General features: G+C 39.8%; 11 protein-coding genes. 8 read left to right on the top strand and 3 right to left on the bottom strand.

Annotated features, from left to right (window positions below):
- Window positions 1-34 precede the first annotated feature (34 nt).
- Window positions 35-4,255, bottom strand: coding sequence for a UvrD-helicase domain-containing protein (locus A3G3_RS0100290; protein ID WP_019518542.1), 4,221 nt, complete (start codon window positions 4,253-4,255; stop codon window positions 35-37).
- 22 nt (window positions 4,256-4,277) lie between these two features.
- Window positions 4,278-8,315: an exodeoxyribonuclease V subunit gamma gene (locus A3G3_RS0100285; RefSeq protein ID WP_019518541.1), complete on the bottom strand. Its 4,038-nt coding sequence runs from the start codon at window positions 8,313-8,315 to the stop codon at window positions 4,278-4,280.
- Window positions 8,316-8,445: 130 nt separating this feature from the next.
- Between A3G3_RS0100285 and A3G3_RS14575 the strand changes: the two genes are divergently transcribed.
- Complete coding sequence (locus A3G3_RS14575; protein ID WP_019518540.1) at window positions 8,446-9,138, top strand: hypothetical protein; 693 nt, start codon at window positions 8,446-8,448, stop codon at window positions 9,136-9,138.
- Window positions 9,139-9,257: 119 nt separating this feature from the next.
- Here A3G3_RS14575 and A3G3_RS0100275 read toward each other — a convergent pair whose 3' ends face one another.
- Window positions 9,258-10,037 carry a ferredoxin--NADP reductase gene (locus A3G3_RS0100275; protein WP_026212756.1) on the bottom strand — a complete coding sequence of 260 codons (780 nt, stop codon included), beginning with the start codon at window positions 10,035-10,037 and terminating at the stop codon, window positions 9,258-9,260.
- Window positions 10,038-10,252: 215 nt separating this feature from the next.
- Here A3G3_RS0100275 and tsaA point away from each other — a divergent pair, with 215 nt between their 5' ends.
- The 7 genes from tsaA to A3G3_RS0100235 all read left to right on the top strand — a co-directional run bounded on the left by tsaA (window position 10,253) and on the right by A3G3_RS0100235 (window position 19,382).
- Window positions 10,253-10,993 (top strand): tRNA (N6-threonylcarbamoyladenosine(37)-N6)-methyltransferase TrmO, encoded by a 741-nt coding sequence (gene tsaA / locus A3G3_RS0100270; protein ID WP_019518538.1) that lies wholly within the window; start codon window positions 10,253-10,255, stop codon window positions 10,991-10,993.
- A gap of 214 nt (window positions 10,994-11,207) precedes the next feature.
- Window positions 11,208-11,618, top strand: coding sequence for an MCR_0457 family protein (locus tag A3G3_RS0100265; protein ID WP_019518537.1), 411 nt, complete (start codon window positions 11,208-11,210; stop codon window positions 11,616-11,618).
- A 182-nt stretch (window positions 11,619-11,800) separates the two neighbouring features.
- Window positions 11,801-12,985, top strand: coding sequence for a D-alanyl-D-alanine carboxypeptidase family protein (locus A3G3_RS0100260; RefSeq protein ID WP_019518536.1), 1,185 nt, complete (start codon window positions 11,801-11,803; stop codon window positions 12,983-12,985).
- A gap of 234 nt (window positions 12,986-13,219) precedes the next feature.
- Window positions 13,220-15,703 (top strand): penicillin-binding protein 1B, encoded by a 2,484-nt coding sequence (gene mrcB / locus A3G3_RS0100250; protein ID WP_019518534.1) that lies wholly within the window; start codon window positions 13,220-13,222, stop codon window positions 15,701-15,703.
- Window positions 15,704-15,772: 69 nt separating this feature from the next.
- Window positions 15,773-16,687 (top strand): 50S ribosomal protein L11 methyltransferase, encoded by a 915-nt coding sequence (gene prmA, locus A3G3_RS0100245; protein ID WP_019518533.1) that lies wholly within the window; start codon window positions 15,773-15,775, stop codon window positions 16,685-16,687.
- A gap of 148 nt (window positions 16,688-16,835) precedes the next feature.
- Complete coding sequence (locus A3G3_RS0100240; protein ID WP_019518532.1) at window positions 16,836-17,903, top strand: DUF3426 domain-containing protein; 1,068 nt, start codon at window positions 16,836-16,838, stop codon at window positions 17,901-17,903.
- Between the two features lie 105 nt (window positions 17,904-18,008).
- Window positions 18,009-19,382 carry an MATE family efflux transporter gene (locus A3G3_RS0100235; protein WP_019518531.1) on the top strand — a complete coding sequence of 458 codons (1,374 nt, stop codon included), beginning with the start codon at window positions 18,009-18,011 and terminating at the stop codon, window positions 19,380-19,382.
- Window positions 19,383-19,432: the final 50 nt, after the last annotated feature.

Raw genomic sequence — 19,432 nt, 5'->3', positions numbered from 1 at the left:
TTTTCCTATTGATTTTTGGTAGATGTTTAGCCAATTAACCAAATAATTTATCTAAAGCAATAAGCATTTCACTTGGAATTTGCCAAACATATCGCCCTGTGTTTTTGTTTGGCGACATTCCACGCAAAAAGGCGTACTCTACCCCACCCAAATGCGTGTTCACCTCATAACTCGGTAACCGCAACCGTAAAAAACGGTGTAACGCGACTTGATAAATAATCGCTTGTAGCCAATAATGATGCTGGTCCATGGCATTTTGCATGGCATTTTGGTTATAATCAGCGAAATCACTACCTAAAAAATTACTTTTATAATCAACCACATAATATTTTCCTTGATAGTGATACATCAAATCAATTTCGCCTTTAAGATATTGCCAAAGGGTGTCCACCGAATTCTGTAATAACAACGGTTTATCATACTTTTTAAACAACGCATTTAACGCCTCAAAATCCAAATTGTTTTTTAAATATAACTCAAAAGCCATTTCGGTTTGTTTGTGTTGTGGTTCAATATCTTTTAAGCACACGCCCACACTTTCATGAGTTTGAGAATTCGGGGCAGATAATGGCGTGTTCATGATATCGTTAAGCCAAGCGACTAATTTATCGTACGCTTTTTGATTGTCATCATGGGCATTTTCATTGATAAAGGTTGAAAAATATTTTTCAGGTAACCCTTGATTACGTAATTCCCTATCAATAATTACTTGCATTTCAGCGTTATCACGACGTTTAGAAATTGTTAAATTCATCAAATTTTCTAACACACCGTGCAGAAAAGTCCCTGCTGACGTGCCTTTTTCAAAGCTAAACCGAATATCCAAATCTTGTTGATTATCTTCTGTAATGACAATATTTTGCTGCTCATCTTCCTGCTCAATCGGTGCAATCAGCTCATCATCTTTTTCTTTTAGCTCAAGCATGTCTACTTCTTTGTTATATTTCGCTAAATTAGTAAAGCTGGTTGATTGCCAACTTTTAAATTCGGTTTTTTTAATAATTGTTTGAAAATAATTTTCATAATCTTCTGTGCTATTTATGTTATTTGACAAACTGGTTGTGTCGGGTTGTTGTAGCGTTGTGTTATCTTCTCGCCTGAGTATTGGTTTTTGTTGTTTTTGAATAAGTGTTAAATAATTGCTTAGGCTATTTTTTAGATTTTGCGTATCAATGATATTAACAACATCATACAAACGCTCATCAAGGTTAAAATCTTTGATATCTTTTGTACCGTCCACATCTGCCAAAAATGGCTTTAACGGCGTGTAATGATTGCTCTTGTTATAAGCTGATTTTACCACGATGTAGACACGTTCTCTGGCTCGTGTTAACGCCACATACAGTAAGCGTAGGCGTTCTTCATAAAGATTTTGCATTTCTTCATCCGCAAAACTTTTGCCATTATCTTGTGAAAGAGCGGATAAATGTCGACTATTTAACAAAATTTTGTCGCTGTTGTCTGTGTATAGGTACAAATGCGGTGGCTCAAGTTTTCGCACATTATTGGTTAAGCCAACCACAAATACAATGCCAAATTCCAATCCCTTAGACTGATGAATCGTCATCAACTGCACCCCTATTTCGCTTGACAAGCGTTGTTGCAAAAATCTATCATCGTTCGGTTCGGTCTGCACTTGCTCGGCAAACCATTCTAAAAGCTGATGCTCGCCTGCCACACCGCCAAAATCATGGCTGATTTGCTCATTGATAATATCCAATAATTGGCGTAAATCAATCAAAAAGCGTTCGCCCTTTTCGTGGCTTGCCAGCCGTTGCCAAACGCTTAAATTTGACTGGTTTGGCAAACGAATTCGCTGATTAAATAGCCATTGTAATGCCACCAAAAAGCCTTGTTTTTGCCATTTTTGCGATGCTTGGTTTAATTGTGCTTGTAGATTATTTAAAATTTTTAAGTTATTTGCTAAATCATCTTTATCATTATCATTATCCACATCCAAAATTTCTACGCCTAAGTTTTCTACATCTAAGGCTTGAAATAGTTCATTCACATCGCTTAATTTTAACTGATAAAAATGCGACATTAGCACGGTACGTAGCTTATCGGTCTGATACGGCGTGAGCAATAACGCCATCAAATTTAACAAATCATGGCTTATCTGTTCGGCAAAAATACTCTGACTACCGCCACGCATGGTTGCGATACCAAATTGGTGCAATTTGCGTTCAATTTGGTCTAAATACTTATTTTTATCCGCTAAAATACAAATATCCGATAATTGTAACGCAAGTGGTTCTTTATCTTTGTCCAACATAAAAAGCTGGTCACGCTCATCTGCCTGACTATCAAACCATGCTAAAATCTGTGCCAAAATCACATCGACTTCTTGGACATAGCCAATTTCATCATCTGATTGGCTATCTTCGTTAGTGGGAAACGGCTGATTATACGCAATTTGTAAATAATGAATGGTTTTTGTGTCATTCGGATTATGACTCACCAAATCAGCGGTTTTTCTATCAGCATCAATTTTATGATAATAAATCTCATTGCCCATTTTTTTTGGCAAAGAATTGTCGTCTATATTGGTATTTATATTATCATCGCCTACCACGCCATACCAGTTATTTAAACTGTTAATTAAATGTTCAGACGCACGGCGGTTGGTCGTGAGTTGTTTGGGTTTTTCAGGAAACAGCGATTTTAATGCAGTATAGTTTTGTACATCACCACCACGAAAACCATAAATTGCTTGTTTTGGGTCGCCCACGAGCAACAAAAAACCTTTATCGGTATTGACTCGTCCATTGCTATCATCCAGATAAATTCGCTTGATTAACATGGCTTGCTCGGTGTTGACATCTTGCGACTCATCAATCAATGCAACAGGATACTGGTGGCGAATATATTGAGCAAGGGCGTTGCCTTGTGAACCGTCTAAGGCTTGATTGAGTTTTGCTAATTGTAGGGCAAAAGTCGTCAATCCTTTGTATTCTAGCACGTTTGGCAAATGCTGACGCACATAACGGCTGATAAACTGGGTAAAAAATGCATTAATTTGGTCTTTGTAAGTATTCAAACGCATCTGATAATCATACAACAATGCCAAATCATGTAAAAAACTGACATCATCTTGGCTAATGTTCGCCCCTTTGTTAAAAATAGCTTTATCATTAAATTTAAATTCATACAAGGTATTTAATACATCTTTGATTGCTTTGTCTTTTGCAAAGCGGTCTAATTGAAAAATCACATCGGTTGGATTGGCAAGCTGTTGTTGCACGTCTTTAATTTTGCCAAAATTTTTATAAACATAGCCACCTTTATTTAACCCCAAATTATCTTTATTATTCTCAGCAAAACCATCACTTGGATAAGCAACAATTCGCTGACGTAACGCTTCAATCCCTTTTAAATCCAGCTTTGGCATCGCCATAACATCAATCGGAGCGGTATAAAAATTTAACGCCCGCTCCACCACTTGCCGATAATCTTCGGTACTTTTTAGACCACTTGTCACCCACTGATAAACCATCGGATTTGCCTGATATTGCTCATGCAAATACGCCAAAAACCCACGCAACTCGTCATTTACCATACCTTGGATAACGCTGGTTACATCCTTGCTAATCTTGATTTGTGAGGAAAAACCCGTTTCACTGCTAAACTCACGCAACCACTTTTGGCACAAACTATCCAACGTGCCAACAAATAGCCTATCTAGCTGATTTAACGCAAGTTGTGTCCGCTTTAACGCCAAACTAAAATCTAGCATTTTATTCGGTGTTTTACTTTCTGTATTTACCAATATGTGTTTTAAATTTTGCTTTAAAATATAGCGTATCAAAAACGTATTAATCGGGTCGTCATAAATTTCTTTGATAGCGTATTTGCTTAAAAATGGCTCAAAATTCTTTTCAAACTGCTCAAAAAATGCTTGCCAATTTTGTTCATTATCCGCCCAATTTTCTTGCACTTGTTTGGTAACTGTTTCACGCATTTTGTCATAAATATCAGCAAAATCTTGGCTCAAAAAAACAGTTAGCACTTGATAAAAATCCTGCAACCGCCCACGGATACGTTCTTGCATTTCGGTAGAGGCACTGCGAGTAAACGTGGTGGCGATGATTTGTTCGCACGGATAGCCTTGCTCCACGATTAACCGTAGCACAATGCCTGTTAATGTCCAAGTCTTGCCCGTGCCTGCCGATGCTTCAATCAAATGCCGTCCTGATAAAGGCAAGCAAATAGCAGGAGCTAATGTGGTGTTTTCGGATTTGTCGGTTTGTTGCATGTGTTTTTCCATTAAAATTTATTTATTTGGTTTTTTGGATTTGTTCACCGATATCAACTAAATACGACTGCAACGGCTGATACAACCATGTGGCAAAACTTTGCAGAAAGCGTAAAATAACCGTTGGTTTTTGTTCGCCAATCAATTGTTGCCATGTTTCAAAATCAAAATTTTCAATCGTACTGTTAGAGCCAAACTTCCCTGTTATCCATTCTTTAATTAAATCGGTTGTTTTTTGGGCTTTGTCATCTGCTTGTTGTTTTTCTGTTTTAAGCATTTCCCGCAAATAATTTAACGTGGTCTTAGGCGGTAACACGAGCAATTTATGCTGACTTAGTTGCCAAAACATCAGCCAATCTTGTAGCCACGCATACGCCGTCTGCCACGCAATCGCAGGTAAATACAAGGTTTTGCCCTGATATCGCCATAACGAAAAGCCGTGTTGCTCGGTTACTTGTTGTTCGCTGGTTTTGCGTGCCACTTGCCAACACAAATGCTGTAACCAAAATGCCAATTGATGCCGTTCTGCACCGCTGTTTGGCAAATAATTTAGCCAATAATCGGCTTCATCGTTTGGTAAATTGGCAGTTATCATGATTTTGTTGATTGCTTGTTTATCAAAATCAGCTTTATCAAAATTGCCGTCTTTGTTTAATTCAATTATGTTCAGCGCAAAGGTTTTCGGCTCTGTCGCTGTCATTAACCCTGTCAACCAATTTTTGGATTGCCTGTCAAGCTGTTTTGCTTGGTTTTGTAAATTTTTAAAACTTTTATTACTTAGGCTATTTTCCAAAAAATCACCAATTTGTTGTAATTGCTCATAAAAATCTTGCATCGCCTGTTGAAATTCGGTTTCTTGTTGTTGCAAGGCGTGATAACGGTTTACCCCTGATGGCAAAATATCGTTAAATGCCAACGCCGAATTAATCGCAGTATCCGCCGTGTTTGCGTGGCTTAACCCTGTAATTAACGCATCATTTAACGCATATTTGCTTAGGCTATCCAAATTTAAACTTTCATACGCTTCGCTGATGTCGCCAAACCGATACGTAAACAATTTTTGAGCTTGGGTAAAACTTTGGGCAGGATTTTGCCCTGCTTTTATGAGCTGGTTTAATTGGAGAAATTGTACATCGTGATGATTTTGTTGATGGATTGACAACGCATTTAGGTTAAGTTGTTGTTTTTGCCAATGTTTTAGCCATTGTTCCAATTTAGACTTTTGCCATGATTCAACCTTGTCATCAGCTTGTTTATTAGATAAATGATGCAAGGCATGGTACAGCTGATACCAAGTTTTTGCAGGGGGATTATTCGCCATTTTTTGTTGCCAAAACGCATTTTTTGGCGAGTTGCTTTGTAAATTGTTTTGCAAAAAAGCACTAAAGTATTGTTCGTCAAACGGCAAGGCTGGATGTTCGGTGATAAAGTAGTCCAACACTTGTTTGCCAAAATTTTCAGTTAAATGAACATTGTCGCTTTGCCATGTTTGATTTTGCAAAAAACCGAGTAATTCTTGAACAGGACTGGCAGGTAAATGCTCGTGGGTGTCGCTCATGCTTTTATAATTATAAAACAGCCAACACGCCTGCCTTGCACACAAAATCGCATCTAAAAACGCTCCCAAATCATCATCTTCCCGAAATCTATCGCCACGTTTGCTAATACCTGCTTGCATGAGATTGTAGCGGTTCGGTGGTTCTTGTTGCGGAAATTCGCTTAAATTCAAATTTAGCATAACAACAAGTTTATACGGAATATTTCGCACCGCACCGATACGAGCAAACGTAATCATACCTGACGGCTCGGCACGGACTTGTTGCGTTACCAACGCATCGTCAATACTGTGTAGCACAAAGTTTAAATTTAAGTGTAAATTTGACGGATTTTGCTTGTTCGGTTGATTAGCTTTGACGTGATTGGCTTTAAGTTGGTTTTTGATTTGATTTTGTGAAGCAAAAATCGTTTTCCATGCTTGCAATTGTTTAAAAATGCTAAATTTTGCTTGCATTAAACTTTCAATATCATTTAGCCAATCATGTATCGGTTTTTTAATACCTAACAGAGAACGATTTTGTTGCAACGTTTGATAAATATCGCACAACGCAATCACAATCGGCTTATCCGCAAGGCTTAACCCTGCCAATGGTTCAATACTTTCTACATCGCCTGCCAAATTTTGATAATGCCCGAATCGCACCATTTCGCTGTTTGGCATGAGCAAGCCTGCCACCAACCGCTCTAAAGCATAAGCAAAGGTATAGCGATAATCGTCATCATGGCGGTGTAAGGATTGGCGTAAGTGCGTTTCATCAAACCCCCGCGCAAACCCTGCACTTTCTAGTAATAAGCAGGCACGTCGCATTTGTTCCATGCTTAGCCCAAAACTTTCATACATCGGCGGTAACATCAACCAATCAAAGACATCCGCACGGTTAAACCTTGCCCCGACTTGATTTAACAAAGTGTAATAGCCCGTTACCGAATGCCAAAGCTGATTAACCGCTTGGTTCGTTACCCCCGTTACTTTGGCGGGCAAGGTAAAACCGTCCGCTCCCTTATCTTTGGGAAAAATTGCTTCAATGGCGGTGCGTGCCTGTTCAATATTGGGCAACAACACCAAAATATCCGATAATTCTCGGTTTTTATCCGCATTTAACCAAGCCACAATCTGCCCACGAAGCACTTCCAACTGTCGCACGATGCTATGACAGGCATGAATAGCAAGGCTATTATCAATTTTACTCTCTATTTGGTGTAATCGCCATGCTTGTTTGGATTTTTCTTCTTCGTATTCACGTTTTTGTTGTAATTTCTCATTGTCTTTGCCAATGTGTACTAACTCACCAATTTTTTGTGCTGTATCGGTTTCATCAAGCATTAAAATATCGTTTTGTAGTTGGGCTAACACACTTTTTGACGACATTTCCCCTACATCTTCCACAAAATTATCATGCCATTCTGTATTATCCTCATTGCCCGAATAATTTGCCAACAACGCAAACACTTCTCGAGATTGTTTGCCAAATCTTGACAACAAACTATGTCCATAATCTTTTAAATAAATGGCATCAGGATTGGTTAATTGCTGTTCCAAAAACCAATTTTTATCCACGATATCCGCCCAAAACTGCTCAGACGGATTAAAGTGCAACAAGGTTACCGACATATATTGGCTTAAACGGCGTAACTCATCTAATTCATTGGGGGGCAACTGTTGCACCGTAAACAAAATCACTTGGCTGGGCAAATCATATCGCTCAAAATTTTGTTCAATGTTTTGCCAAAAATCTTGTTGCACTTTTTGACGTTTTTCATAAGTTTCTTGGAAAAACTCACACCACAAAAAGCGTTGGGCTTTCTCCAAAATCTCATAATGCTCCTTTAACCACTCAGGCGTTTCTACTGCATGATGTTGTAATTTACTTTGTAACACGTCTTTTTTGGCAATCAATTCTGCCACATTCAGCATTTTACCGTTGCCCCACAACGCCAACCAATCCGTACGATAGGTCATATAGCGGTTGAGCATACTCGCCATATCGCCTGCAAACTGCCAAAAACGTTGCTCAAGCCCCTGCAACTCAAGTGGCTCGCTTTGATTTTGTTGCTTGCTAAAATCTAGCATGTCAGCTTGCTCAATTTTTTGTATATCTTCATACATCGGCTGAATAAACACAAAAAGTGGGTGCTTTTCATCGTTGACAATCGTCTTATAATCACCCAACAAATAAGAAAAAATCTGCCATTGCATCACATTTTTTGACAAGGGAGCTTCATCTGACACATTTTTGACCACTTTTTTTAACAACTGCCAATAAAAACGTCCCCAAAACTCGGTGGTTACCAAGGTACTAATGCCAAATTGATTAGCCACTTGTTTTTTTAACCAATCGCCCATGACTTGAGACGGCACAATAACTTGAAAGGGCTGAAAAATAGATTGTTCGTTGCTAGATTGTTGATATAAATTTAAAAAATTTTCAAGTAATTTCTCAATTTTATTGCTTTGAATAATGTTAAAACCTGTATTGACTCGGCGTGTTGTTAAATCGTTCATAAAGTCCACTTTTTTGTCTGCTAAACCGTCAAAATTATAACACGTTGGTCGGATATCTTCTGTTAATTTTTGCCAAATTATGCTACATTATTCCCATTAATTTATTCTTTTAAATGTAAGGGAAAAAACCATGCTACGACCGATTGATGTGATTTTTAAACACCCCGTCAAAAAATTTACCGTCATTTATCAAAATGGTAAACTTTGGCAATTACCAAAACTAGAATTTGACGGACAGTCGCTCACTTATAAAAAAGCGTATAAAGGCAGTCGTGAACATATTTTTGTATCACCTGAACAAACGTTAGATAGCAATGATTTGGTATTGATTTCTCAGTTATTAACCGTGGATTTGCCCGAGTCGGTGCATGGGCGAAATGTTGACCAATTTGAACATTGGTGGCGACAAAATTGGTATGATTTTAAACAAGAAATGGCGGTAAAACAAGCTCGCCAAAAACAAGTCAAAGCCCAACTCGCCCAAGACCACCTTGCTAAAGGGCAAAAATCAGCCGTGCAATCAGTGGCGAACACGCCTGCCCAAGCACCGCAACCGCAACCGCAACCGCAACCGCAACCGCAACCGCAACCGCAACCGCAACCGCAACCGCAACCGCAACCGCAACCGCAACCGCAACCGCAACCGCAACCGCAACCGCAACCGCAACCGCAACCGCAACCGCAACCGCAACCGCAACCGCAAAAAAGTGTCGCACAGCAAAAACCTGTGTCAAGCCCCACGACACCGACAACACCGAATAAAACCAATCAAACGCATGATGCGTTTGATGATATGTTAGATGATTTGTTGCATCAGTTATAATTGTTTTAAAAAAATTAATGATAGGAAATGTAGAATAGAAATAACCGAGCTAATGTTATCAAGGATTTTGTGCAAACCCATTTTTAGAATTTGCACAAAATTTTATCAATCTACCTAAATCACTGCTCAACAAACGCACGTTCAACCACATAATCCCCCGTACCGCCCATACGTGGCGAGCATTTCAACCCAAAACCGTCCAAAATCTCCGCAACGTCTTTATTCATAGACGGACTACCGCAAATCATCGCACGGTCATTTTCGGGATTAATCGGTGGCAAGCCAATATCTTCAAACAACTTACCAGATTTCATCAAATCCGTCATTCGACCAGTATTGTGAAACGGCTCACGAGTTACCGTTGGATAATAAATCAACTTATCTTTGACAAACTCACCAAGCAATTCATCTTCAAACAAATCTTTTTCAAACATCTCACGATAACCAAGTTCGCTGACATACCGCACGCCATGCACTAGCACAACTTTGTCAAATTTTTCATACACTTCTGGGTCTCTTGCCAACGACAAAAACGGTGCAAGCCCTGTCCCTGTTGCCAGCATATACAAATGTTTAGCATTTGGATTTAAATCATCAAGCACCAGCGTACCTGTCGGTTTTTTACTGACCAATAATTTTTCGCCCACTTGAATGTGTTGCAAAACCGATGTCAAAGGACCGTCTTGTACTTTAATCGAATAAAATTCCAATTCTTCATCATAATTTGGGCTGGCAATCGAGTAAGCACGCATCAGCGGTTTACCGTCCACTTCCAAGCCTATCATGGCAAATTCACCATTACGAAAACGCAACCCATCACTACGAGTAGTTTTAATGGTAAACAAAGTTTCATTCCAATGATGAACATAAGTCACGGTTTCTTCATAGAATTTTGCCAAAATTTTGGCACGTATCTCATTATTATCCGACATAAAAACACCTTTTTGTTAATTGTTATGCAAAAATAAAGTACAAAAAGTACCAGTGAAAACTTGCATATAATAACAAATTTTTTGCAAAATGGGCGACTTTATTGTCAAAAAAATGGCATAATAATAGGTAAATTTTTCATACCTATTTTTTATTATTATAAAATTTAACATATCTATTCATTATGATAAACAATCAAACTTTAACGTTTCCGATTATCGGTTATTTACATTCGCCATTAACGCAAAAATTTGGCTTGCCACGCCAGCCCAATTTGGTAAATTTGGCAGGCGTGATTGAGTTTGTGCCAACGTTTGACAACCCTTCCGCCTTTGATGGCTTACAGGCGTTTAGCCATATTTGGTTGCTTTGGCAATTTCACCAAAACAAAACCACCGCCGACACGCCTTTTCGCCCACAAGTGCGTCCGCCACGTTTGGGCGGAAATGAGAAAATTGGGGTTTTCGCCACTCGCAGTATGTATCGCCCTGCCAATATTGGGCTTTCGGTGGTACAGTTATCGCAGATTGAAATCGTGGAAAATCGGGTAAAATTGCATATTATTGGGGCGGATTTAGTGGACGGCACACCGATTATTGACATCAAGCCGTACATCGCCTATAGCGATAGCCTACCCCATGCGGTGAGCGGTTTTGCCAGTGAAAAACCTGTGTTAAAAACCGTGCAAATCAGCAAAAATGCCGAACAAAATTTTACCAACTTAGTTTATCAAAATTTGTTAACTAAAAATGACATTACAACCATTCGTGAATTAATCGCCCAAGACCCACGCCCTGCGTATCGGAAAAATGAAATTCATCGGGAATTTATCCTGAAATATCAACAAGTTGACATCCGTTTTTGTCTGTTAGAAAATGGCGATTTACAAATTTTATCCGCCGTAAAAATTGATAATAAAATTTGATATTTGGCAAAACGTTTGGTTTAAAAAGTTAATTCCCTAATCTACACAAGGAATTATTACACAATTATTGCTAATTTACGCCAAAATTGCCGATTTTTTCACAAAAAACCACTGTTTTATCGCATTTTTTTAAGGTTTTTTTTGCCAAACTTCGGTATGATATGCCACAACTATTTTAATACTTATTTTTACCAAAAATCACAGGATATTTGTTATGAATAATATGCTCTCTGCCCTTGCCAAAAATTTGTTCACGGTTAGCACGTTATCGGTTGCGATGTTTGCCACTGCAAGCGATAAAGAGACGCCAATCGAGCCAAGCACGATTGCGATTGATATATCAACGTTGACCACCACCAAAGAAGAAGTGGCAGTGTTACAGGTTTTTTCCGAAATTTGCCCGCCGATGCTTAATCAAAAACAACAAAAAGGTTTTGCCACCGCCTACAATGCCGAGTTAAAAAATCTAATGCCAAGCATCAGCGACCCACGCATGGCGGTGCAATATTTGTCAACACAACAAGATTATAAACAGATTTTGGATGAAACTCGCCGTTGGACGCTTAGCTTTTCTAATGCTGAAAACAAGCAAGTATGTAGCGAGTTGGCAAGCTCAGCTCAATAACTCATTAAGCTTAAAATCTCATTGGTTGCGATAATCTGTCATAAAAATAAACCAAAAGCCAACATCTTGTTGATTTAGGCTTTTATCTTTTGTCACATTTTGGTAAGATAGGCGGTCTTTGTATCGCTTTGCGGTAATGTGTTTATTTTCATATGTTTTGATTAAATTAAAAAGGTGTCATCGTGTCGTATCAGTCAAAAAATAAAGCTCATTTTCAACAAAAAATCAAAGTTGGCTTAAAAATTGGCTTGGTTGCCAGTGCGTTAAGCGTGTTTGGCATGGGCAATGCGTATGCGATTGATGCACCGACTTTGGATAACACCGCTTATATTTTGATAGATTATGATACAGGCACCGTATTGGCACAAAAAAATGCCAATCAGCCTTTTCCGCCTGCATCGCTCACCAAAATGATGACGAGCTACATCATTGAACAACAGCTGTTATCGGGAAAATTACAAGAAAACCAACCTGTCATGATGACCGAAGATGCGTGGTGTCGTGGGCGTAATACCGAATCATGTATGTATGTGCCTGTGAACACGACCGCCACCGCATTGGATATGTTAAAAGGTATTATTATCCAGTCAGGTAACGACGCTGCCAAAGCCATGGCACAGCATATTGCAGGCAGTGAACAAGCCTTTGCCGAGCTGATGAATACCGAAGCCAAAAAACTTGGCATGACCAACACCCACTTTGTGAATGCAACAGGCATGCCTGCCGAAGGACATCAAGCGTCACCGCAAGATTTGGCAAAACTCGCCCAAGCCATCATCAAAGACGCAGGCAAGTATTATCCAATTTATAGCCAAAAACAATTCACCTATAACAAAATCACCCAACCTAACCGTAATACCTTATTATTTACTGATAATACCGTAGATGGCTTAAAAACAGGACATACCAAAGAAGCAGGCTTTTGTCTTGTTGCATCAAGTAAACGTGGCGATATGCGATTGATTTCGGTGATTATGGGAACAAAGTCAGAAAAAGCCCGTGCCGAGCAATCCAAAGAACTCTTAAATTGGGGATTTGGGCATTTTAACACCAAAGTCGTCGCACCCATGGGACAAAGTTTTGGTGATGTGGCGATTAAATACGGTCAAGCCGATAATGTTACGGTAAAAGCAGGTTCTAACTTACAAGTTTTATTAGAAAAGATTAACCAAGACAATATCCAAACAGTGGTAAATTTACCCAAAAACGTGGAGGCACCGATTCAACAAGGACAGCAAGTCGGTGAGGTCATTGCCATGCTAAACGGTAAAGCAGTCGCCTCTGCCCCACTTGTTGCCGATGTTGCGGTAGAAAAATCGGGAATTTTTAAACGTATTTGGCAATATATCACAGGTTTGTTCGGCTAATGCGTCTGTTTGCCGTAATGCTAATCAGCCTTGTGTTCACAACAGGCTGTACGGGTTATCGTTATCAATGGTACGATAGCCCCATTCCTGTACAGGTTGATTTGCCCCAATCAACGGATAAATCAGATTAACCATAAATTTTGATAATTTTTTCATCATTTTTCCATGATTTGGCATTGAATTTTTTGGCAATTTCAGTCATGATAGCGTTATCTTAGTTTTGACAAATTGTTTATGAAATCAACCGCTGTTACCAATGCTAATCCGACTTTAACCAAGCGTCCAATCAAGCCATTTGAACGTGGTAGCTTTTTGCTAAGTTTTATTTTTGTGGTGATAATATTGGTCAGCTTAATTGTGTTGGCACTTTATCTTATCAAACAAGACCGCATTATCACGCAAAAATTTGAAGGCAAACGTTGGAATTTGCCTGCTAAAGTCTATTCGCAATCGCTTGATTTAAAACAGGGCACACCATTAACCACCAAGGAACTAGAAAACTGGCTTAATTGGCTTAATTACCAAGCATCGGATAATTACAAATCAGTCGGTACTTACCAAAAACAGGGTAATACCTATTATATTCACACCCGTTCGTTCAATTTTTCCCAAACCGATGTTGAGCCAAAGCAAATTGTCAAATTAGAATTTGCCGATAATCAAATCATCAATTTACAAAGCACCGAACGCAATGCGTCTGGTAAAGTCCGCCTTGAGCCGATTTTGATTGGTGGCATTTATCCTGATAATAACGAAGACCGCATTGTCATGCAGTTAGAGCAAATTCCCACGCCGTTGATTGATGCGTTGATTGCTACCGAAGACCGTGGTTTTTTTGAGCATCATGGTATTTCGTTGCGTGGCACGACACGGGCGATTTATAGCAATTTGTCAGGCGGTGCAAGGCAAGGCGGTTCAACCATTACCCAGCAGCTCATTAAAAATTTTTATCTAAATTCTGACCGCACTTTAAAGCGTAAAGCCAACGAGGCGATGATGGCGTTACTGCTTGAACGTCATTATAGCAAGCAAGAGATTTTGCAAACTTATATGAATGAAATCACGTTGGCACAAAATGGCAATCACTCCATTAATGGCTTTGGCTTGGCATCGCAGTTTTATTTTAACCGCCCGTTGGCAGAGTTACGCCTTGACCAAATGGCGTTATTGGTCGGTTTGGCAAAAGGCCCGACTCAGTACAATCCGATTCGTTACCCAGAATTGGCTTTGCAACGGCGAAATGTGGTGTTGCAAAATATGCTAATTACAGGTAAAATTGACCAAGCAACCTATGACAATGCCATTCAAATGCCGTTAGATGTGGTAAAAAAACCCACCATTGGGCAAAGTCGTTTTCCTGACTATTTAGATATTGTCAAACGTGAATTAAACCAAAGTTATCATGCCGATGATTTAAAAAACGAAGGCTTACGCATTTTTACAAGCTTTAACCCAAATGTGCAACAATCTGCTGACAATGCAGTCGCCGAAAGTCTGCAACAACTCAAAAAATCCAATCCCAAAAAACTTGGACAATTACAATCTGCCTTGGTAAGTGCCAATCCGCAAAATGGCGAGTTATTAGCCGTGGTTGGCAGTAGTTCAGCATTTACAGGCTTTAACCGTGCGGTAGATGCCAAACGTCAAGTCGGTTCATTGTTAAAACCGATTATTTATTTTACAGGATTTGAACAAGGCAAGTATAACCTTGCCAGTGGCGTCGATGACAGTCCTGTAGAAATCGTACAAGGTGGTAAAACATGGAAACCTGCCAACTATGGCGGTGGTAGCCATGGCGTTGTGCCGTTGATGAGTGCGTTGGCAAACTCGTATAATCAAGCGGCGGTACGGGTTGGCATAGATGTTGGCGTATCAAATGTCATTGCCAACCTGCAACGCATGGGCATTCAAAAAGACATTCCCAACTACCCTGCCACCTTACTCGGTGCGGTCGATTTATCACCCATGGATATGTTAAATGTGTATCAAGTGTTGGCGACAGGTGGTGTCAAACACAACATTCACACCATTCGTGGCGTGGTGGACAAAGAAGGTCGGATTATCCAAGGGGCGAATTTTCAACAACGCCAAGTGATTAATCCTGTATCTGCGTATCTGACCAATTACGCCATGCAAAAAGTGATTAGCAATGGTACAGCAAAATCGGCGTTAACCTTAGGCGAAAATCTAAATTTAGCAGGGAAAACAGGCACGACCAACGATTACCGAGATGCGTGGTTTGCAGGTTATAGTGGCAACTATGTCAGCGTGGTATGGGTTGGGCTTGATGATAACCAAACTACAGGCTTAAGCGGTGGTAACGGGGCGTTGCCGATGTGGGTGAATTTTATGCAACGCTTAAAACTCAACCCTGTACAACTGGCAGAGCCTACCGATATTCAATGGCAATGGCTAGAAAATGGTACAGGCGAGCTATCTAACCAAAACTGCCCCAATGCCATTCGTGTACCGACTGATATCCGCTATCCGCCTGAAAATGCAAGCGGCTGTGCCAATGAGTTACGCCGTCAACAGCAAGATGCCCAAATCGCCAAGCAACAACAAGTTGACGCTCAAGAGTTATATGAGAGCGAACAACAACGTTTAAATAATTTAGAACAATCTGATAGCAATAGCGAAACCAATAGCGGTGAAAGCAATGAAAATAAGGGTGTTAGCACCTTAACCAACGATGGTTTACAATCAGACCTATATTAATCAACTTAAATTTAAAACAATATTCATATAATCATATGATTTAAACAAACTTGTAAAAGGAAAAAATTTATGGCATGGCAACAACTTCATATCCAATGTGAAAAATCCCAAGCAGAACTCGCTGAAACACTGATGTTAGAAGCCGATGCGTTAAGCATTAGTCTTAATGATGCAGGCGATCAACCGTTATTTGAGCCGTTACCAGGGGAATCGCCATTGTGGGATGATGTGGTTATTACCGCCTTATTTGACACGTCAGTAAACCTTGAGTACATCAGCCAATCCATTGCCGAGCAAGTCATCGCCACCCGTGTTTGGCAATCCAACGTTGATGACAAAGATTGGGAACGTGAATGGATGAAAAACTATCATCCGATTGAATGTGCCAACAATTTATGGATTGTGCCAAAATGGTTAACCCCACCAAATCCTGATGCGATTAACATCTTAATGGACCCTGGGTTGGCATTTGGCACAGGCTATCATGCCACCACTCGGCTGTGCATTGATTGGTTAACCGAACAAGATTTGACAGATAAAGTGGTAATTGACTACGGCTGTGGCTCTGGAATTTTAGGAATTGTGGCATTAAAACTTGGGGCAAAAGCGGTGTATGCGGTGGATATTGACCCACAAGCGGTACTTGCTACCAAACAAAATGCGGAACGTAATGGCGTTCTCGCCCAATTACAGGCATTTTTGCCACAAGAATTTGAACAATTTTGCCAAAATAGTGCGGTATTACCTACCCAAATGATTACCGCCAATATTCTAGCCAAACCGCTTATCAGCCTTGCACCGTATTTTGCTACCTTACTTGAGCCAAATGGTGAAATTGTGTTGGCAGGCTTGATTGAAAATCAAGTAGATGATGTCAAAACCGCTTATCAAGCATTTTTTGATATGGAAAGCGATTTTACCTTTAGCAGTCAAGAAGACAAACATTGGCACCGTTTATCAGGGAAAAAAGCCGACAAGCGTTGATTTTTACCTAAATTTTATCAAAAGGTTAACATTTCACCATAATTTTATCGGTAAAATGTTGACTTTTTTTGCATTTAAGGCTTTAATACATCGCAATACATTTGTGTAAAATTTTTAACGTTTTGTAATATTTTGGATAGCAGAAAATATGAGTATACATCAAACCCAATGCCCAAATTGCCAACATCGCTTTGAAATTTCTGATGAACAGCTGAGTTTAAAAAGTGGCTACGCTCGTTGTGGTAAGTGTAAAGCGATTTTTTCTGCGATTGACAACTTGACAAGCTTAGTTAGCCAAAAATCCGCTCCGTCTGCCAACATGGTTGAGCGACAATCAATCAAACGGGTAAAAAAAGCCCCTGCAGATGGCGATTTGACCTTTGATGACAATGCAGGTTTAGGGTCAGAGTTGGATTTTGATGACGCTACCAATCACTCAAATTTGAGCAATGATTTTGAAATTATTGATAATTTTGACAGTTTGCCAACTAGCAAAATCGGCAATACCACCCCAAAGACAGAAGATGAAGATTGGCTTGCGGATTTGTTAGAAGAAGAAAAACGCAAAGAAGAAGCTATGCAGTATATGCCTGATAATGACAAATTAACCAAAGTTGGGCGTAATAATACCGTTGTAGATATGCTCGATGAGCTTGGGGTAGATGTGGCTCATGAGCAAAGTTTGGAAAGTGATGAGTATCGCCAACGCTTAGACGAGCGATTTAACGCCCAAGTGGCATCACAGAAAAATGTGAAAATGCCTATCGGTATGATGCTCGTTTGGGGTGTGGGTAGTTTGTTATTGGTTGGCTTACTGGCGGTACAACACGTGGCGTTTAACCTTGATAATCTGCTCAAAAACCCTGACACTGCCAAAAATTTACAACAAGCCTGTGCGATTTTTAAATGTAATCTGCCGACTGCCAATGTCAGTTTATTAGCCACCGAAACGTTAAAATTAGAAAAAGCCAAAGACGCCAAACAAACCGATTTGACCTTTACCCTAAAAAATAGCACGAGCCAAAAAATGATTTACCCAAATCTTAAAATCAGCCTGCGTGATGGTAATGATATCAAAGCCCAGACCATTGTCACACCTGAGCAGTATCTATCCGATAACGGCTATCTGATGCCTGAGCAAATTAAAGCGGTAAAGTTACGCATTGATTATCCAAAATCAGATATTCAACAAGCCAATATTGAACCATTTTATTAATTTTAATAAATATTTAAGATTTGGCAAAAAATTATTCATTTACCCGTTTGTTCGGTCAAACGGGTAAATTTTTTATATTTTAATAAATTAAATTGATTGATTTTTATGCAAATTGTTAAAAAACCAAGAAAACTCCAAGATTTACAACAACTTTTTTTATTAACCTTACCAATTTTAATCACCCAAGTTTGCCAATCAGGACTAGGCTTGATTGACACCATGATGGCAGGGCAAGTATCCGCCTTGGATTTGTCAGGCGTGGCGATTGGCGGTGGGCTGTGGATGCCACTGATGTTATTGGCGGTAGGGATTTTTCTTGCGACTACGCCGTTAATCGGTGAAGTCATTGGGCAAAAACAACCTGAAAAAATCCCATTTATTACCCAACAATCATTATGGTTAGCGGTGCTGATTGGGTTTGTTGGTATCGTGATTGCCAATCAATTACATTATCTATTTGCACTTATGGGTGTGCCAAGTCACATTCAGCCAATTGCCAAAGAATATTTATTTGGCATTGCCTTTGGTTTTCCTGCGGTGTGTCTATATACCACACTACGTTGTTATACTGAAACCTTAAAACATCCGACGGTGGTTATGCTAATTAGCGTGGTTGGACTGTTGCTCAATGTTCCGATTAATTATGCGTTTATTCATGGCGTGGATTGGCTTGGTTTGCCTGCGTTTGGCGGGGCAGGTTGTGGTTATGCGTCAGCGGTATGTTTGTGGTTAAACTTAATGATGCTAATTGGCTATTTAAGTTTTTCAAAACACCAAGACTTTAGCAAACATCGGTTTTTTCAACGCTTTAGCCGACCCAAAACTGCCCCACTTACCAAACAATTAGCGATTGGTGTACCGATTGGTTTTTCTATTTTTTTTGAGGTGAGTGCCTTTAGTTTGGCATCGCTGATTATCAGTCCGCTGGGTGAGATTGCCGTTGCCAGTCATCAAGTAACCTTGAGTATTTCGTCACAATTATTTATGTTGCCATTTTCGGTGGCAATGGCATTAACCATTTTGGTATCCAACCGTTATGGGGCAAAGGATTATGCCAGTTTAAAACAAATAAAATTGTTAGGCGTACTCGTGGCGACGAGCCTAGCAGTGCTAACCATGGTCTTAACGGCGATTTTTCGTACCCAGTTGCCAAGTTTTTTTAGCGATAATCCGCAAGTCACCGCACAGGCAAGCGTATTGTTATGGTTTGCGTTGGCATACCAGTTATTTGATGCGTGGCAAGTGAATTTTGCAGGAATTTTACGGGGATTGCAGGATACCACCGTACCGATGTTTATCACGTTGTTTTGTTATTGGGGCGTGGCAATTCCGCTTGGAGCGTATTTGGTGCGTTTTACCGATATGGGAGCAAAAGGGGTTTGGGTTGGCTTGGTAACCGCATTGGGCTTGGCATCAGCGTTGCTTGGTAGTCGTTTATTGTGGCAACAAAAAACCTTAAAAAAGCGTTGGAAATTTTAACCAATTTTAACACGTAGTCACCAAAACTTGTGTTAAGATACCGCTACCAT

Source organism: Moraxella boevrei DSM 14165 (assembly GCF_000379845.1).
In the GTDB taxonomy this organism is placed as follows: Bacteria; Pseudomonadota; Gammaproteobacteria; order Pseudomonadales; family Moraxellaceae; genus Faucicola; species Faucicola boevrei.
Note: the sequence above shows the minus strand (reverse complement) of the source record. Positions and strands in the feature narration are given on the sequence as shown.